12 protein-coding genes are annotated in these 17,104 nt (G+C 60.8%); 9 read left to right on the top strand and 3 right to left on the bottom strand.

Translation table 11 applies throughout. The features are described 5' to 3' along the window. Nucleotides 1-137: 137 nt before the first annotated feature. The 5 genes from hemC to G7Y51_RS09125 all read left to right on the top strand — a co-directional run bounded on the left by hemC (nucleotide 138) and on the right by G7Y51_RS09125 (nucleotide 6,136). Nucleotides 138-1,073 carry a hydroxymethylbilane synthase gene (gene hemC, locus G7Y51_RS09140; RefSeq protein WP_165176744.1) on the top strand — a complete coding sequence of 312 codons (936 nt, stop codon included), beginning with the start codon at nucleotides 138-140 and terminating at the stop codon, nucleotides 1,071-1,073. A gap of 12 nt (nucleotides 1,074-1,085) precedes the next feature. Beyond that, nucleotides 1,086-3,527 carry an ATP-binding protein gene (locus G7Y51_RS09135; RefSeq protein WP_165176742.1) on the top strand — a complete coding sequence of 814 codons (2,442 nt, stop codon included), beginning with the start codon at nucleotides 1,086-1,088 and terminating at the stop codon, nucleotides 3,525-3,527. A 136-nt stretch (nucleotides 3,528-3,663) separates the two neighbouring features. After that, a complete protein-coding gene (locus tag G7Y51_RS09130; RefSeq protein WP_165176740.1) occupies nucleotides 3,664-4,239 on the top strand; it encodes a TetR/AcrR family transcriptional regulator in 576 nt (191 codons plus the stop codon). A gap of 326 nt (nucleotides 4,240-4,565) precedes the next feature. Continuing rightward, the gene (locus G7Y51_RS13890; protein ID WP_277424269.1) at nucleotides 4,566-4,688 is read left to right on the top strand and encodes a hypothetical protein; all 123 of its coding nucleotides are present in this window, start codon (nucleotides 4,566-4,568) and stop codon (nucleotides 4,686-4,688) included. Between the two features lie 2 nt (nucleotides 4,689-4,690). Continuing rightward, complete coding sequence (locus G7Y51_RS09125) at nucleotides 4,691-6,136, top strand: sodium:solute symporter family protein (protein WP_165176738.1); 1,446 nt, start codon at nucleotides 4,691-4,693, stop codon at nucleotides 6,134-6,136. Between the two features lie 277 nt (nucleotides 6,137-6,413). Here G7Y51_RS09125 and G7Y51_RS09120 read toward each other — a convergent pair whose 3' ends face one another. From G7Y51_RS09120 to G7Y51_RS09110, 3 genes are all read right to left on the bottom strand, one after another. Then, nucleotides 6,414-8,516 carry a TRAP transporter permease gene (locus tag G7Y51_RS09120; protein WP_165176736.1) on the bottom strand — a complete coding sequence of 701 codons (2,103 nt, stop codon included), beginning with the start codon at nucleotides 8,514-8,516 and terminating at the stop codon, nucleotides 6,414-6,416. Nucleotides 8,517-8,686: 170 nt separating this feature from the next. Beyond that, nucleotides 8,687-9,238, bottom strand: a complete 552-nt coding sequence (locus G7Y51_RS09115) for a DUF1850 domain-containing protein (RefSeq protein WP_241160193.1) — start codon at nucleotides 9,236-9,238, stop codon at nucleotides 8,687-8,689. 124 nt (nucleotides 9,239-9,362) lie between these two features. Beyond that, complete coding sequence (locus G7Y51_RS09110; protein ID WP_165176734.1) at nucleotides 9,363-10,313, bottom strand: TAXI family TRAP transporter solute-binding subunit; 951 nt, start codon at nucleotides 10,311-10,313, stop codon at nucleotides 9,363-9,365. 308 nt (nucleotides 10,314-10,621) lie between these two features. Between G7Y51_RS09110 and G7Y51_RS09105 the strand changes: the two genes are divergently transcribed. From G7Y51_RS09105 to G7Y51_RS09090, 4 genes are all read left to right on the top strand, one after another. Beyond that, nucleotides 10,622-11,446: a glycine zipper domain-containing protein gene (locus G7Y51_RS09105; RefSeq protein ID WP_165176732.1), complete on the top strand. Its 825-nt coding sequence runs from the start codon at nucleotides 10,622-10,624 to the stop codon at nucleotides 11,444-11,446. Between the two features lie 91 nt (nucleotides 11,447-11,537). Continuing rightward, nucleotides 11,538-12,623: a serine protease gene (locus tag G7Y51_RS09100; RefSeq protein WP_165176730.1), complete on the top strand. Its 1,086-nt coding sequence runs from the start codon at nucleotides 11,538-11,540 to the stop codon at nucleotides 12,621-12,623. Further along, entirely contained in the window at nucleotides 12,620-13,927 is a 1,308-nt protein-coding gene (locus G7Y51_RS09095; RefSeq protein ID WP_165176728.1) for an SrfA family protein, read from the top strand. Before G7Y51_RS09100 ends, G7Y51_RS09095 begins: the two co-directional genes overlap by 4 nt. A 2-nt stretch (nucleotides 13,928-13,929) precedes the next feature. After that, the gene (locus tag G7Y51_RS09090) at nucleotides 13,930-17,094 is read left to right on the top strand and encodes a virulence factor SrfB (protein ID WP_165176726.1); all 3,165 of its coding nucleotides are present in this window, start codon (nucleotides 13,930-13,932) and stop codon (nucleotides 17,092-17,094) included. Nucleotides 17,095-17,104: the final 10 nt, after the last annotated feature.

The following is a 17,104-nucleotide window of genomic DNA, read 5'->3' as shown; positions in this document are numbered from 1 at the left end:
GAAGGCCCGTACCCATGAAGAGCTTTATGCGGTAGTAGCGAAAGCCCTGAGCATGATCACACAGAATGATGCCCAGGGCTGGTTTGAATCGTGCGGGTATGAAAAAATTTAAAGTTAATCTGCTCTAGGACGTAAGCATGCGCGACACCCTCGTTATTGCCACCCGCGGCAGCCGTCTGGCGCTCTGGCAGGCCGAACACGTCAAAAGCCGTCTGCTCGCCCTGCAACCGGGCCTGGATATCTCGCTTAACGTCATCAAGACCAGGGGCGACGTGATTCTGGATGTGCCGCTCTCAAAGGTGGGCGGCAAGGGCCTTTTCGTCAAGGAAATTGAGGAGGCCCTGCTGGACGGCCGCGCGGATCTGGCGGTGCACAGCATCAAGGACGTGCCCATGTTCCTGCCTGACGGGCTGCTTCTGGGCTGCGTGCCGCAACGCGAGGTATGCTCGGACTGTTTTCTTTCCATGAGCTATGAGAGCGTGGCGGACTTGCCCCAGGGCGCGCGCGTGGGCACCAGCAGCCTGCGGCGGCAGGCCCAACTGCTGGCATCCCGGCCGGATCTGCAAATCCTGAGCCTGCGCGGCAATGTCGATACCCGGCTGCGCAGATTGCAGGAAGGCCACTATGACGCCATTATCCTGGCTTCAGCCGGTCTGGCCCGCCTTGGCTTGAGCGCCCCGAAAATGCAGCCCCTTGATCCCCACGATTTTGTGCCCGCCGTGGGTCAGGGCGCGCTGGGCATTGAATGTCGCGACGATGATTATGATCTGTTCGGCGTGCTGGCCCTGCTGGAAGACAGCGCAACCCGCGTCTGCGTGGAGGCCGAACGCGGCTTTCTCGCCGGCCTGGAGGGCGGCTGCCAGGTGCCCATTGCCGGGCACGCCCGTCTGCCGGACGCCGAGACCGTGCGCCTCGACGGTCTGGTGGCCGAGGTGGACGGCAGCCTGATTCTGCGTGGAGAAAAAAGCGGCCCGGCCTCCGAGGCCCGCCATCTGGGGCAGGAACTGGCCCGCGACCTGTTGGACAAAGGCGGCCGCGCCATTTTGGAAAAACTCTATCAACCACACCACTGAAAAACAGACTCTATGCCCAGCATCACCCCCCTGCCCACGTCCCGCCTGCACGCCACATTCGATCCCGCGCGCATTCCCTGGGACGACAGCCGCGCCATTCCGTTGCCGCGCAACGGCAACGGCCGCAAAAATATTTTTCAGCCGCGCGCCATGCAGGCTCTGGATCTGGCGCTGCAAATCCGCGCGGGCGGATATAATGTCTACCTTTCCGGCGAGCCGGATCTTGGCCGCAGCTACATGCTCCTGTCCTATCTGCGGCCCCAGGCCCGCAAGGCGGCAACGCCCCCGGATCTGGTCTATGTGCATAATTTCTCGGATCCCGATCGGCCCACCCTGCTCTCCCTGCCCGCGGGACAGGGGAAAAAATTCAAGCAGTTGTTGCAAGAAGCCCTGGAAGCCATCGGCAAAGAGCTGAACCGCCGCTTTGAAGCGGCCACCTATGTCAAGCAGCGGGCCAAGCTGGTGGACCAGTTCCAGAACGTGCGCATGGGCCTCCTGCATAAAATGAATTCCGTGGCAGTGCACAAGGGCTTTAACCTGGATATGGATGAAAACGGCGCTCTGACCCTGTATCCGCTGGTGGAAGGCAAACGCCTGAGCGAAGAAGAGTTCGAGCGGCTGGACAATACCGTGCGCCTGAACCTCAAACGCCGCGGGGACAATCTTGTGCAGGCAATGGCCGGTTTTATGCGCCAGTTGAACCGTGCCGAAGAATCCTTTCACGATGACGAGCGCGGTCTGGAACGCCAGGTCATGGGCCAGGTGCTGGACGCATTGCTTGCCCCGGCGCGCCAGCGCATCCTCAAAGCCTGCCCGGTTCCCGGCCTGCGGGAGTATTTTGACGCGCTGCGCGAAGACATCCTGAAAAACACCGAGGCCTTTCTGCCCCGCGAAAGCCCGCCCAACCCGGGCCCCGGCGAAGGCCATCCGCTGCCCGCGCCGGAAAATATCTTCTATCGCTATGAGGTCAATCTGCTGGTGGACAACGCCGGGCTTTCCGGCGCGCCCATTGTAGTCGAGGATCATCCCACGGCCGTCAATCTGCTGGGCAGCGTGGAGCGCGAATCGGAAATGGGCGCCCTGGTCACGGACTTCACGCTGATCAAGGCGGGCAGCCTGCAGAAAGCCAACGGCGGTTTTCTGGTTCTGCACATTGAGGATCTGCTCCAGCACCCCAACGCTTGGGAAGGATTGCTGCGGGCGCTGCGTTCCAATCTGGCCCGCATTGAAGACACGGGCGAAAGCTCGGATACGGCCATCCGCACCAAGGGCATCATGCCCGAACCCCTGGCTCTCAATCTCAAAGTGGTCTTGATCGGCGCTGAAGATCTCTACGAAAGCCTGCTGGTCAATGACGACCGTTTTGCCAAGCTTTTCCGGATCAAAGCGCATATGGCCGACGTGACCGAGCGCAATGCCCTGGGCATCCGTGCCTATCTGACCCAGATCGCCATGATCGTTGAGGAAAACAAGCTGCGCCCCTTTGATCGCACGGCGCTGGCCTGGCTTATTGATCTCGGTTCCCATATCTGTGAGGATCAACGCCGCCTTTCACTCAAATTTCCCTTGTTGCGCGAGATGATGATCGAGGCGGCGGCCCTGGCCGAAATGCGCCAAATCCCGGTCGTCAGCGCCGCCATCCTCGAAGAAGCGTATGCCGCGCGCACCTATCGCGTTAATCTGGTCGAAGAAATCTTTATGGAAGAATACGACCGCGAGATGATCAAGGTGCGCACTTCGGGCTCGGCCGTGGGCCAGGTCAACGGCCTGTCCGTCACCTGGCACGGCGACTTTGAGTTCGGTCTGCCGCATCGTATTTCCTGCACTGTGGGCGTGGGGCATGAAGGCATCATTGATCTGGAGCGCGAGGCTGAGCTGGGCGGCCCCATCCATACCAAGGCCATGATGATCCTCAAAAGCTATTTGACGGATCTTTTTGCCCGGAAAAAACCTCTGGTGCTTTCCGGCTCGCTGTATTTTGAACAGAGTTACGCGGGCATTGAAGGCGATTCGGCCTCTGGGGCCGAGCTTGCGGCCTTGCTCTCGGCACTGGCGGATGTGCCCGTGCGCCTGGATCTGGCTTTTACCGGAGCGGTCAGCCATTCCGGCCAGATCATGGCTGTGGGCGGGGTCACGCGCAAGATTGAGGGTTTTTACAAAGTTTGCGCCCGGCACGGGCTTACCGGCTCGCAAGGGGTGATCATTCCCAGGGACAATGTGGACCATTTGATGCTTGCCCCGGATGTGCTTCAGGCTGTGGAAAAGAAACAGTTCGCCATTTACCCGGTCCGTCGCATTGAAGAGGCGCTTACCCTGCTGACGGGAATGCCCGCCGGCAGGCGGCGCAAAAACGGCAGTTTCACGCCCGGCAGCCTCTATGCCCTTGTGGACAGACGCCTGGAACGTCTTGGCGACTACGCGCAAAACGCCTTCCGGCGCAGCCGCAAGGGCTAAGCCCGGTTCTTTCAGGGCTGACGCATACAATGCGGCAGCCCTGCCGGTTCTTTATTGACTTTAGGCCCACCGGACGGTAAGCCATACGCCCCGGTTGTGTTACACTTTCGCTCCAACCAGCGCCCACTGCACACTTATGAATAAAAGCAAAAAAGAAGCATTGCTCCAGGCGGCCAAGGATCTTTTCGGCGAATACGGCTATGTGGAAACCACATTCAAAAAAATATCCGATCGCGCCGGCGTGGCCCTAGGCCTGCTGACCCACCACTACGGCAACAAGGAAAAGCTTTTCCTGGCCTCAGGTCTGGACGTACTGGAGCACTTTCTGGTCAAACTGCGGGAAGCGACGCTTGACGCGGACTCCGGCTTTGAAGCCGTGATGCTCTTCTGCAAAGCCTATCTGGATTTTTCCATTGATAAAAATTCCAACTGGCTGGTTTTGGTGCGCTGCTCGCCGTACAGCGACATGAAGACCAAGACGGACCGCGATCTGATGGATTCCATGTTCGCGCAGGTGCATCAGGAGCTGGAAGCTTTGATCGCGCGCGGCGTCAATGACGGCAGCCTGGCCAATGTGGACAGCAAAGCCACGGCTCAGGTGATTATTTCGCTCATGGTGGGAGCCAACCGGACGCGGGTGCTCACGCCCTACGCCCTGCCCACCCTGTACAGCGAGGTCCTTGACTTTGTGGCCCGCTCCATCAAAGCCTGACATCTGGCGATGATGCGGGATTGACAAAAATCAACCGCTCAGGATATTGAGAAATCATGAATGTCGCCGATGAGACTTTCCGCCTCTTTCGATATTTTACCGTCAGAGTCCGTCACTGACCTCTGTTCGGATCTCCGTATGCGTTGCACTTGCAGACAGCGCAGACAAGTGAAGCAGCCGCCGACCAGAGGGTCAGGCGGTTTTTTTATGCCGTAACGCGCTCACATTCAGGATTGTCGGGCAACCCAGGTCTGGCGGGCGCAAACGGGCCGGTCACGGCTTGATTGGCAAAGTTTTGCCGCTTGAACATACTTCGAGGAGTCGCTATGGAAATTTTTTCCACTCTCTTGCTGGCTGACGCCGCGGTGCTCACAGCCATTCTTTCCCTGGCAGGCTCTCTGCTGCTGGCCTTGTTCCACCTGGGGCGCCAAGCCCGGCGCAGGGGATGAGCATGTGGCTCGACGCTCTGATCTGGCTGGCGTACATTCTTGTTTTCGTCTGGCTGGCCCGCAAGGGAAAGGGGCATGACGCCCTGACCACCGGCCGCGTGGGCTTCGGCATCCAGGCCTTTGCCTACGTTGCGACCTATATTTCCGCGGTGGCCCTGGTAGGTTTCGGCGGCCTTGCCTACGCTTACGGCCTGCAAATGCTGCTGGTGGCTGCGGGCAACGTCTGGCTCGGCACCTGGATGGTCTATCGCTTTCTGGCGTGGCCCACGCGGGTCTGCCAGCGCAACCTCCAGGCCCGCACCCCCACCCAACTCCTGGCCAAAGGGCATAAGAGCCCGTTGCTGGGCAAAGCTCTGGCGCTGCTATTTGCGGTTTTTCTTGGCGTATATGCCTCCGCAGTGATCAAGGGCGCAGCTCTCCTGCTGGCCCAGATCCTGCCGCTGCCCGTCTGGATCCTGATCTGGCTGGTAACCCTCCTGGTGGGTTTTGCCGTGTTTGTGGGTGGACTGCGCGGCGTGCTGTACACGGAAGCCATGCAGGGCTTTGTCATGCTGGTGGGCATCTGCATGCTGGTCTGGGCCGTGTTCAGCAAAACAGGCGGCCCCATTGAAGGCATTGCCGCTCTGGCGCAACTTGCGCCGACCGGCAAGGCCAATGAAGGATTTCTGGCGCTCTCCGGGGGTGAGCAGGGGTGGTTCATCATCTCTTTGGTGGTGGTCACGTCAGTGGCCGTCTGGGCGCAGCCGCAGATGATCCAGCGTCATTTCGCCCTGAACTCGGCCAGACAGGTGAACAAAATCACCCCCCTGGCCATGCTCGTGCTGACGGTGCTGGTAGGCGGCGCGTATTTTGTGGCTTCCCTTTCCCGCCTGATTTTGCCGGAAGTGGCCTCGCCGGATGACGTGATGCCTCTGCTCGTCAAAATGCTGCTGCCCAATGTGGGCTTGCAGATTTTTGTGCTGGCCATTGTTTCAGCCTCGCTTTCCACGGCCACGGCCATTTTTCATATCGCGGTTTCGGCCATTGCCGAGGATTTGCCGGGCCGCAAAGCCTCACGGCCCATGTGGCTGATGGGCATTGCCTTTTGCGTCCTGCTTTCCGGCGGCTGCGCCCAGATCAAAGGGCAGCTTATTGCCCTGCTCTGCACGACGAGCTGGAGTATTGTGGGCGCCACGGTGCTGGTGGCGTATGTGGCGCTGGTGCGCTTCGGCAAGCGCAGCTCGCTGGCGGCCTGGACAAGTTGCATCGCGGGCTTTGCAAGCTGCATGCTCTGGTATCTGCTGGCCCATAAAAGCCTTGCCGGCGCTCCTCTGCTGGGGGAACAAGCCGCGCTGATTCCGCCTTTTTTTGTGGGCTTCACCCTTTCCCTGCTGGGCTGGCTTGGAGGCTGGGCCTTGGATCGGGAAGGACGCAAGGCCTCCTCCTTCTGGCCGGCTCCCAACGCTTAGAGCATATTGCTTTTGAAACGCTCTCAAATCGAACTGCTCTGAAATTTTCTCTTTTACACAGCACCGAGGCCGGGGCACATGCCCCGGCCTCGGTGCTGTTTTGGAATGGTACAGGATCCTGACGGGAGAAAGAACCGTTGCAATGCTGCCCTGCCGTGACCGGCAAAAGCACCTTTCTTCTGCGCTTCGCTGGCGCGATCTGCCCTTGCGCTGTCAATGGTCAGAGAATTTTTACAAATGCCCCTGCTCTCCCCGATCAAATCTTCAGGGAACCGGCTTATGCCGGCCTGGGGTCCTCCACAGGCCGTTGCGGGCCGGTCCTGGTCATTTTCTGCATCACATAAACGGCAGCCATCAATCCGAGTCCAATCAGATCCGTCACCGGCCCCGGCGTAATCAGGGTAATGGCGGCAGCCACCAGCAGCAGGCGTTCCCAGAAATAGAGTTCTCGCAGCCAATAGCCCACACTGCCGAAGGAAAGCGCGGCAATGCCCACAGCCGCGGTGCAGACGATGAAGATGATCTCCGCGTTGCTCGCTCCAATCATCAGCAGCGCGGGATTGTAGCAGAAAATATAGGGGATTAAAAACCCTGCCAGAGCCAGCTTTACGGCCATGAATCCCGTGGCGTTGGGCTCTGACCGGGCAATGCCCGCAGCCGCGTAAGCGGCCAGGGCCACGGGCGGCGTCAGATCAGCCAGGATGCCGAAATACATGATGAAAAGATGCGCCGCCAGTTGGGGCACGCCGAAAGTTTGAATGGCAGGCGCCGCAATGGTCGCCAAAACAATGTATTTGGCCGTGGTGGGCAGGCCCATGCCCAGAACGATGGAAGCCAGCATGGTAAAAAAGAGCGTCAGGGCAAAGCTGCCCGCCGAGAGCGTGAGGATGGCGTTGGCCAGTTTGAGTCCCACGCCGGTAAGCGTCACCACGCCGATCACAAAACCAGTGCAGGCGCAGGCCGCGGCCACGCCCAGGGCCAGACGACCGCCGTTTTCCATGGCCTGCAAAATATCCTTGAGGCTCTGCCGGTTGCTCTGCCAAAGTGCCCGGCCGACATGGATGCGGCTGGAATTTGCGCCGGCCCAGGCTTTCCAGTTATTGGCCACCAGGGATATAATCACTGTGGCCAAAATGCAGTAATAGGCCGACTTGAGCGGCGTGTACCCCTGAATCAGCAGATAGATCAGCACAAAAATCGGGATCAGCAGATAGCCCCCCTGGCGCAGCACATGCCAGGCGCGCGGCAGGCGTTCCCTGGGGATGCCTTTGAGGCCAAGCCGTTTGGCTTCCATATGGACCATAAAGCCCACTGCGAGATAATACAGCAAGGCAGGGATCAGGGCTGCCTTGGCGATCTCCACATAGCCCACGCCCAGGAACTGGGCCATGATGAAAGCCGCCGCGCCCATGATCGGCGGCATGATCTGGCCGCCCGTGGAGGAAGCGGCCTCCACAGCCCCGGCAAAGGAGCCGCGGTAGCCGACGCTCTTCATCAAAGGGATGGTGAAGGTGCCGGTGGACACGGTATTGGCCACCGAGGAACCGGAAATAGTGCCGAAAAAGCCGCTGGCCAGGACCGCCACTTTCGCCGGGCCGCCCACATAGCGTCCGGCGGCCGCCAGGGCCAGATCGATGAAAAACTTGCCCAGCCCCGTGCTGTGCAGAAATGCTCCGAACAGAATGAACAGAAAGACAAAGGAGGCCGAAACGCCCAGGGGCATGCCGAAGAGGCCCTCTGTTGTCAGATACATGTGCCCCACGATGCGTTTCACTGAAAAGCCGGGATGCCCCATCATGCCGGGGATCAGGTTGCCGAATTTGGCGTAGAGCAGAAATACCACGGCCACCAGGGTGATGGGCAGCCCCACGATCCGGCGGGTGGCTTCCAGCACGAGCACAATGGCCGCGCAGCCGAAAAGAAAGTCCATTTCGGTGGGCGGGCCGGCGTCCAGCACAATCACATCGTAATTCCAGACAATATAGGCGCAGACGGCTGCCCCGGCCGCGGCCAGGAGGCCGTCGTACCAGGCCAGCTTGTGCTTGTTGCCCGTGGCGCGCGCCGGATACAGCAGATAAATGAGTACAAGCACAAAACCCAGGTGCACGGCGCGCTGGATTTGGGGAGGATACGCGCCGGTGGCGGCAGTGAACAAATGAAAGGCGGAAAAGACGATGCAGAGCACGCGGATAAAAATTTGCAGCCAGCCTCTGAATGTGCGGTAGGCCGATTCTTTGTCATATTTGGCCACAATTTCCGAAACATCGACTGTGCCCTGCACTTTTTCCACGGTCTCGGCATCCAGCCTGGCCCCTTCCTCCAGTGCGAAACCGCCGGCTCCCTCCTGCTCGATAACCTTCATCCGCTCTTTGTGGCTCATCCTTACCTGCCTCAAACTAAACGTTGTCAATGGGCGTGTGCAGCGAGACTTTCACGCTTTCAATGAAAATCATATTGCAACCATCTGAAATTCAAAATGAATTTTTTAAAAAATCATCGAAAAGGTAAATGTCTCGTGCAGCCGCGAAAATTTCTTGCGCAAGCGCATTCTCAGCGTTGCGCCGCCTTTGCGGCTCTTGTCCGGCCGTGCGCGGCAACGGCAAAGGTGATCGCGCTTCCCGGCGCAGCCAGCTCGGCCAAAGGAACCTGGCGCGTCAGGCCCTCGCAGCCTGCGGCCGCCTGGGGCAGCAAGAGCACATGCTGCGCCACCCGCCCCACGCGCACGTCAAAAGAGGGCAAGGCCATATGGTAGCCCTTGATGACAATGTGCCCGTCAGCCGTGGTCATGGTCTGTCCCGGTTGGGGATTATGGGGCAAGCCGGCCCCAAAATCCTGATATATGGTCTTTTCCAGAAAAATGACGTTGTTGACGACCTGGAACCAGTCTTCCACAGGGCTCTGGGCCACGGAGTGGATGTAACGGATGCCGAAAACAAAGCCCTCCGGCGCCGGGAAGGAAAAAAGCACGACGCCGCGCGCGTCTTTCAGCACCAAATCGCTGTCCCCCTCCTGAGCAAAGACCGGAGCTGACTGCCCCATGCACAGCAGCAGACAACAACAGCGCAGCAATGCCGCTATATATTGATAATGGTGTCCGCGCATGACATATTCCGTGTCCGGGCGCATCAGGCGGCAAGCGGGCGATCCGGCAGGCCACGCGGCAGCCCGGCGCAGGTCTGACGCCGCAAAAAGGGGCGAGGGCCGCAAGCCCCCGCCCCGTCCGCTGCTAGTTCAACACGCCCTTTTCCTTGAGGTATTTGGCCGCGCCGGGGTGGAAAGGAATGGTTACGCCGTCAGCCGCGTGCTCAATACTGATTTCAGCGGCCTTGTTGTGCGCCTTGGCCACATCCCCCAGATTTTCAAAAAGCGTCTTGGTCAGCGCATACGCCACATCGTCGGACATGTTTTTGTTGGCCACCAGAATGGCCTGCACGGAAAGCGTGGGAACCGCCTTGTCCTGTCCCTTATAGGTGTTGGCCGGAATGGCGTCCTTCACCAGATACGGAAACTTGGCCACAATTTCATCAACCTTGGCTCCCTCCAGGGGCACAAAGACCACTTCCTGGGCTGTGGTGATGTCCTGGATGGCGGGATTCGGCGTGCCGATGGTAAAAACAAAACCGTCCAATTGACGGTCCTTGAACTGATCCGCGGTTTCGCCGTACGGCAGGAAAATGGGGTTCAGGTTTTTATAATCCAGACCGTAAAAACCGAAAAGCTGGCGGCAGTTCACTTCATTGCCGCTGCCGCGAGCTCCCACGGAAACCTTTTTGCCTTTGAAATCCTCAATTTTGGTCACGCCGCTGTCCTTACTGGAGACCACATGCAGGTATTCGGGATACAGGCGGGCAATGGCGCGCACATTCTCAAGCTTCGTGCGGAAGGGCGCCTTGCCGAAGTAGGCGGCGTCAGCCACGTCGTTCTGCACAATGGCGAAATCCACGTCCCCGGCCTCCACCAGACGCATATTTTCGCCCGATGCGCCGGTTGCCTGCGCGGTTATGGACAAAGCGCCGTTGCTTTTGGAGCTCAGCACCTGGCCGATGGCCCCGCCCAGGGGATAATACACCCCGGAAGTGCCCCCTGTGGCCAATGTGAGGCGCTTGGCATCGGCAAAGGCCAGGCTGGAAGCCAGAATCAGAGCGCCTGCCAGAAGAAGGCTGAAAATTTTTCTCATCGTGGGGATACTCCTTGAGAACGAGGGTTAAAAAAACGCGCACCGGGAAAACAAAACCCTGCGAAAGCCCGGCACATCGGATTCCCGCTGCGTCACGGCCCGTGCAAGAAAAAAGATGGCCCAGCAATGAATTGAAAAATTTTTCTAGCACAGGCCCAGCGTAAAAGCAAACAATACGCGCCAGACATGACTTGCAGCCACAGAGCCAACGGCGCAGAGGCGGATTGGCCCTTGCCGTTTCCCCCTGCTTTGCAGTAACATCCGATACTATACAGGTTTTTCGGAAATCCATTTCAGGAGTTCACGTCATGCAACAGCGTGCTTTTCTTCCGGGCCTGGCGTTGCTTTTGGCGGGCAGCCTGCTGCTTGCAGGCTGCGCAAGCCGCTACGGGCAGCAAAAAACCCGGGTCAATTATTATCCGCAGTGCTATCAGCCGGTGGCCCAATTACGCCAGGATGAAAACAGCGCGGGCACGAGCACGGCCGTGGGAGCCGTGGGCGGGGCACTTCTGGGGGCGTTGATCGGCGGCCTGGCCACCGGCAAGGCCGAAGGCGCGCTGGCAGGCGCGGCCGTGGGCGGCGCCACCGGCGCTGTGGCCGGAAACGTCTACGGCAAATCTCAAGTCCGGGATCGTGACGCCGCCTACCTTCAGGCCTACTCCCGCCAGCTTGGCGCAGAGTCGGCCAGCATGAACCGCGCCACCGCGGCGGCGAAAATTGCGGCAAAATGTTATGACGAGCAATTCCAACTGGCCGCCAATCAGTTCAAAGCCGGCCAAATCACCCGCCTGGATTTTCAGAACCGCTATAATGAAATCCGCAGCGGCCTTGAGGAAACATCTTTTATTCTGAACAGCACGGCCACGACCATGGCCCAGAAAGACAGCGAGTATCAAAAGGTTCTGGCCGCGCAATACACGGCGGCCGAGCCGGCGTCCGGCGGCCGTGGCGGCCCCGCAGCAGGCAGCAAGAACCTCAACCGCCCGGCGCGCAAGGCCGCCGCAGAGCAAAGCAATGTCACGGCCCAGGCTTCGCAGTGGAAAGCCTCGCGTGAAGAGCTTGAAAGCACGCGTCAGGATATGAACGCGCGTATGAACAGCTACGAGGAAACCGTTGCCAATCTGCTGGGCTGAGCCCATTCCGGCCCGCCGCTCTCAACGCGCGTCCGGGCCCGTCAGTCGGCTTTTTCCACATTCAGACAGCCCGAAACAGCGGAGCTGAGGCATGACGGAAGGCGAAAAAAACACGAGCGACTCCGGCGCGGGGCCGACTCAGGCTGGCGCGGCTGCGGATGCAGCCGTTCCCTGGTATCGCCGCCCCTTTTTCTGGGGGATGCTCTTTTTTCTGTTGCTGTGTGTGCTGGCGGCCTGGCTTGTCTGGAAGCAATGGCAGCTCGCCGAACAACACCGCGCAAGCCTGGCCGCGCAAACCGCCGAAAGCCAAAAGCGCAATGACGCCCTGGATGCTTTTTTACAAAAATTGCGTCTGCTTCTGCAAAAAGATCCATGCGTCATCCAGCGGGAACTGGGCAGCCTTGAAGCGCCGCCGGGCGTGGATCTGCGTGTTCTTCCGGCTGATCCCTCGCTCGCGCCGTCCGGCGGGCCTGATGCTTTGAGGCAACTTCCGGCCGCTCCCGCGCGCAAGCCGGAAAGCGTTGCCGAGCTGCTGGAGCAGGCCACTGTGCTGATACTGGCGCAACGGCCGGAAGGACTTTCCATGGGTTCGGGCTTTTTTGTGGCTCCCGGCTACATCGTCACCAACGGGCATGTGGTGGGCAACGCCACGGAAGCTCTGGTGATCAACAAAGCCACCCGCAAGGCCCTTCGGGCTGGGGTGCTGCGCTCCACACAAAGCCAGGGCCGTGATTTCGCCGTGCTCACAGTGGACGGAGCCCCGGCCATCACGCCCCTGAAGCTCGCCGGCGGCGTAAAACGCACCGAACGGGTCAGCGCCTGGGGCTTTCCCGGCGCAATCACCACGGATGACCCCAAGTTTGCGGCCCTGCTTCAAGGCAACGCCAAGGCCGTGCCGGAAGTGGTCTATACCGACGGCGCGGTCAGCGTGATTCTGCAACGCACGCCGCCCCTGATCGTGCACACGGCCACGGTTTCCCAGGGCAACAGCGGCGGCCCGCTGGTCAATGAGCGCGGCGAGGTGGTGGGCATCAACACCTTCATCAAGCTGGATGACGAATCCTATCGGCAATCCAGCCTGGCCATTGTGAGCGACAGCCTGGCCGATTATCTGCGTTCCGTGCAGGTGCCCTTCAGCCGGGCGGCAGCCAGGCCCGCCGGAGGAGAAAAGCCATGAGCGCGCGCATTGCCTCCAGCCTGCGCGGCCAGATGCGGGCCCTGGCCAGCCAGGGCATTTTCGCCACGGATTGTTACGGGCAACTGCGCGCTGTGCTGCTGCAAAAACTCGGCCCGGAGCATGCTGCCTTGCTGGCCGAACCGCAGCATGACGCGGAGGGGCGGCATGTGGACTGGTATGCCGAAGGCAACGGCCCGGCCCGGCCCGTCGCCGGGCTGCCCGATGCCGACGCCCGGCTGTTGCGCGCCAAAGCCGCGGATTTGGCGCGGGACATCAAAGCTCTTTCCGACAATCTTACGGAGGAAGCGCAAAGCCGTCACGCGCTTTCCGGCCATTTGCTGCAACTGGCGCTCCAGCATCCGGCTGCCGAGGATCTCTGGGCAGTGGACGGCAAGCCCGTATTGATCAATTGGGGATTCGCGCCGGGCGCCGCGGGCGCGCAGCCTCAGGATCTTTCCCGACTGGGCGCGGCGTTGCCGCCTCCCCCGCCTCCCGATCCGACGCCCATTGCCACGACGCGCGGCGGCTGCCTGCCCTGGCTTCTGCCTCTGTTCCTGCTGTTGCTTCTGCTCTGGCTTTTGCTGTCGGCCCTGGGCATTCTGCCTTCTCCGCTGCCCGCCTCCTGCTTCAAAACCGATACAGCGGCGCTGGAAGCCCAGAAAAACCGCGCCGCCAAACTGGACGACGAACTGGCCGGGCTTCTGCAACAATTGCGGGAACGCACGGCGCTCTGCAAGCCTGTCACGCCCCCCGAGGCGGTCAAAGAGCCGCAAGCAAAGCCTGTGGAGCCGGAAATTGTGGAACCTTTTCTGGGTGAGACGCCGGTGCAGCCTGCAAAACCCGCCACGCCGAAGGTGACGGAACAGCCTGAAAAAAAAGCGCCCGTGCCGGAAGCGCCCAAGCCCGAAAAACCCAAGCCCCGAAAAAACGAAGACTTGACCATTCCCAGGGACGCGGCCAAGAAAAAAGACCTGGCCTTTTTGGAAGGCTGCTGGACCAGTGAAACAGGGCTCTACTCGCATCCTTCCAACGAACCGATCATTGCCGAATACTGCTTTGACAAGAACGGCAAGGGCCGACGTTTCGTGCGCGAACGCAACGGCCAGATGTGCAGCGGTTCCGCGGCCGCGCGCTTTTCGGGCAACCGCCTGCTCTTTGACGCCGATCCCGCCCGTTGCCCGCGCGGCGGCACCTATGTGCCGCAAAAGGTGGAGTGCACGGGCAGCGAAAACAGCACCCAATGCAAGGGCAGGGAGCTGGGCGGGGCGCGCCACAAATGGGATGCCCGCTTCAGAAGGAAATAACTATGGATGCCATTCCCCGTTATCTCTCGCCGGTCAGCATCATCCCCGGGGGCTGCCCGCAATTTCTGGATTTCGCCTTGCCGGAAGACAAGATCAAGCGCATCCGCCGCTATTTCCGCGAGGAAAAAAAGCAGGAGGGCGACGCCCAGGGCCGCTATACCCACTACCTGCGTTGCCTGGTAGAGACGGAAACCGGCCTTGTGGATCAGCTCACGGGCCAGGCCTGCAAATCTGATTATGATATGGACGCCCGCCACGAACTGACCGTATGGGAAGGCCAATGGCTGCCCGTACCCTTTTTGCGCACCCTGGATCAACTGTGGCCCGACGGAGGACGTCGTTTTGAATGCGGCCCTTCCAACTGGGCGCGGGCGCAGGTCATGCGCTCCGCAAAAACTCCGGGCCAACTGCGCGTGGTGCTGGCTTTCGACACCAACCTTGAAGAGCGGCCGCCCGAGGGCGAGGAATACTTCGCGCTTTCCCCGCAGGATGTGGCGGCCCACGGGCACTTTATGCTCGCCCCCCTGGTGCGCGACAATTCCTGGTTTCTCAATGGCGCATGGGTCGACGAATGGCTGTCCGGCATATACAAAGCCTCGCAACAGCATACGCGCCACGGCCGCGACGCCTGGCAGGAGGAAACGCGCTATGTGCTGCGGCATCTGGCCAGCTATCTGACCTGGCTGGAGATCGTGAGCCTGGCGCTGAATAATCTCGCCGCCCAGGTCATTAATCCCGAACGGGACACGCCGGTGGACGTGGATTTGATCCTGGACATCGGCAATTCCCGCACCACCGGCATTCTGGTGGAAACCCTGCCCCAGCGGATCACCAATCTCAATGACAGTTATCTGCTGGAATTGCGGGATTTGAGCCAACCGGACCGGATTTACGCCGATCCCTTTGAAACCCGCGTGGAATTTGTGGACGCCGTTTTCGGCAATGATGCCCTTTCCCGTCGTTCCGGCCGTCAGACCCCGGCCTTTGCCTGGCCCTCGGCCGTGCGCATCGGGCCGGAGGCAGCGCGTCTGGCCACCCAGGCCGTCTGCGCCGAAGGCACTACCGGCATGTCCAGTCCCAAGCGCTATCTCTGGGACGAACGCCCCTGGCAACAAAGCTGGCGCTACAATACCGGCGGCAACACCGAGCCCATGGTCAGCCGGGGCCTGTTCCCCCGCCGGCTCAATCCCCAGGGCACGCCCCTGGCCTGTTTTGACGATCCCCTGTTCAAAAAAAGCCCGGCGCTTCAGAAGCAGGAGCCCGAACCCATTTTTGAATCGCTCTTCACCCGCTCGTCCCTGATGCTGTTCATGATGGGCGAGATCCTCACGCAGGCTCTGGTGACCATCAATTCTCCGGCCACCCGTGCCCGCCGTGAGCTGCCCAACCTGCCGCGGCGCTTGCGGCGGCTGATCTTCACCGTGCCCACGGCCATGCCCGTGGCTGAAAAACGCATTTTCCGGCGCTGGGTGCTCTGGGCCGTGCGCGTGATCTGGGACGCCCTGGGCTGGAGCCAATGGTACCTGCCGGGCAACCAGCAGCGCAAGAGCCCGGGCGGCGACTATCGCCTGAGCCCGCAGGTGCGTTGCGACTGGGACGAGGCCAGTTGCTCGCAACTGGTGCTGCTGTACAATGAAATGACCGTCAAGCAGCACGGCGACGCGCATCACCTTTTCCGCCTGCTGGGCAGGCCGCGGCCGTCCTGCGACAATCACCCCTGCGTGCGCGTGGCGTCCATTGATATCGGCGGCGGCACCACGGATCTTTCCATTACCACCTATGAGCTGGCCAGCGGCGAGGGGGATACGGCGCGCATCGTGCCGCATACGGAATTTCGCGACGGTTTCAATATCGCCGGGGATGAAGTCCTGCGTGAAGTTATCGCCGAGCATGTGATCCCGGCCATTGCCCAGGCCCTGACCAGCCAGGGGCTGGCGGAACCCCGCGCATTGCTGGCCCAGCTTTTCGGGCGGGACTTTATCGGCATGTCCCAGGAGGAGCGCAATACGCGCGTGCGCCTGGTGCGCCAGATTGCCGTGCCCGTGGCCCTGGGTCTGCTGGCGGCCTGTGAAAGCGAGGATGAGCCGGAACGCGCCTATACCTGCCGGCTGGCCGACTTTTTCGAGCCTGATCCGCTTGCCTTTTCCACTGCCGCAATCCTCAAGCCCCAGGCCGCTGATGCGCAAAATGCGCTGCCGCCTTCATCCGAAACGTCAGAGGCGTCAGGCGAGCAAAGCGTGCCTGTCCCGCCCAGGCAGGCGCCGCGACCGCAACCGGCTGTTCTGCGCGCCGTGGAAGCTCTGGTCCGCCGGGCTGCTCCATTCATCAAAAACTTTAACATCCTGGATGTTCCCATCCAGGTCCGGCCCCAGGCCGTCAATGCCACCATCAGGACGACGCTGGGCCCCACCTTGTCCGCCCTGTGCGAAATCGTGCATCTTTACGACAGCGATGTGCTTTTGCTCACCGGCCGCCCCAGCGCCTGGCAGGGCGTCATTGCGCCGGTGCTTGCCAAGCTGCCTGTGCCTCCGGATCGGATCATTCCCATGCGCCAATACCATGTGGGCAGCTGGTACCCCTTTGCCGATGCCCTGGGACGGATCACCGACCCCAAGACAACCGTGGTGATCGGGGCCATCCTCTGCGCCCTGGCCGACGGCCATCTGGAGGGCTTTTCCTTTGATTCCGCGGCGCTGCGTCTGACGTCCACGGCCCGTTACATCGGAGAAATGGATATCAACAGCCAGCTCAAGCGGCCCAAAGTCTGGTTTCAGGTGGATGTGGAAAGCAATGAAGGCACGGAACAGAATCGCTCCGTTGCTTTCAGCGGCCCGCTTTTCATCGGTTACCGCCAACTGGACGCCGAGCGCTGGCCCACCACCCGCTACCACCTGCTCGCCTTCAGCAGCGAAGAGGCCCGCGCGCGGGCTGCCGGGCGTCTGCCCTATACGGTTGACGTGTGCCTGCGCGTGGAGGACGTCTGGGACGATGCGCCGCGCACGGAAGAGGAAAAGGATCGCCGCAGCGAGGGCGAATTCAGCATTGACGCCATTACCGACAACCAGGGGCGCGGCGTGGACCGCCGCGATCTGGAAATCCGTCTGCAAACCCTGAAACTGGATGAAGGGTACTGGCTGGATACCGGCATTGTGTCTGATGCCGGATAAACGAGGATAA

The sequence above is a fragment of the Desulfovibrio sp. ZJ369 genome (genome assembly GCF_011039085.1).
GTDB lineage: Bacteria > Desulfobacterota > Desulfovibrionia > Desulfovibrionales > Desulfovibrionaceae > Desulfovibrio.
This window is presented reverse-complemented; position numbering and strand designations above follow the sequence as displayed.

Bases quoted from the DNA above. Each gene is read 5' to 3' on its own strand.
- hemC (WP_165176744.1), top strand. From the start codon at position 138: ATGCGCGACACCCTCGTTATTGCCACCCGCGGCAGCCGTCTGGCGCTC.
- G7Y51_RS09135 (WP_165176742.1), top strand. From the start codon at position 1,086: ATGCCCAGCATCACCCCCCTGCCCACGTCCCGCCTGCACGCCACATTC.
- G7Y51_RS09130 (WP_165176740.1), top strand. From the start codon at position 3,664: ATGAATAAAAGCAAAAAAGAAGCATTGCTCCAGGCGGCCAAGGATCTT.
- G7Y51_RS13890 (WP_277424269.1), top strand. From the start codon at position 4,566: ATGGAAATTTTTTCCACTCTCTTGCTGGCTGACGCCGCGGTGCTCACA.
- G7Y51_RS09125 (WP_165176738.1), top strand. From the start codon at position 4,691: ATGTGGCTCGACGCTCTGATCTGGCTGGCGTACATTCTTGTTTTCGTC.
- G7Y51_RS09120 (WP_165176736.1), bottom strand. From the start codon at position 8,516: ATGAGCCACAAAGAGCGGATGAAGGTTATCGAGCAGGAGGGAGCCGGC.
- G7Y51_RS09115 (WP_241160193.1), bottom strand. From the start codon at position 9,238: ATGCGCGGACACCATTATCAATATATAGCGGCATTGCTGCGCTGTTGT.
- G7Y51_RS09110 (WP_165176734.1), bottom strand. From the start codon at position 10,313: ATGAGAAAAATTTTCAGCCTTCTTCTGGCAGGCGCTCTGATTCTGGCT.
- G7Y51_RS09105 (WP_165176732.1), top strand. From the start codon at position 10,622: ATGCAACAGCGTGCTTTTCTTCCGGGCCTGGCGTTGCTTTTGGCGGGC.
- G7Y51_RS09100 (WP_165176730.1), top strand. From the start codon at position 11,538: ATGACGGAAGGCGAAAAAAACACGAGCGACTCCGGCGCGGGGCCGACT.
- G7Y51_RS09095 (WP_165176728.1), top strand. From the start codon at position 12,620: ATGAGCGCGCGCATTGCCTCCAGCCTGCGCGGCCAGATGCGGGCCCTG.
- G7Y51_RS09090 (WP_165176726.1), top strand. From the start codon at position 13,930: ATGGATGCCATTCCCCGTTATCTCTCGCCGGTCAGCATCATCCCCGGG.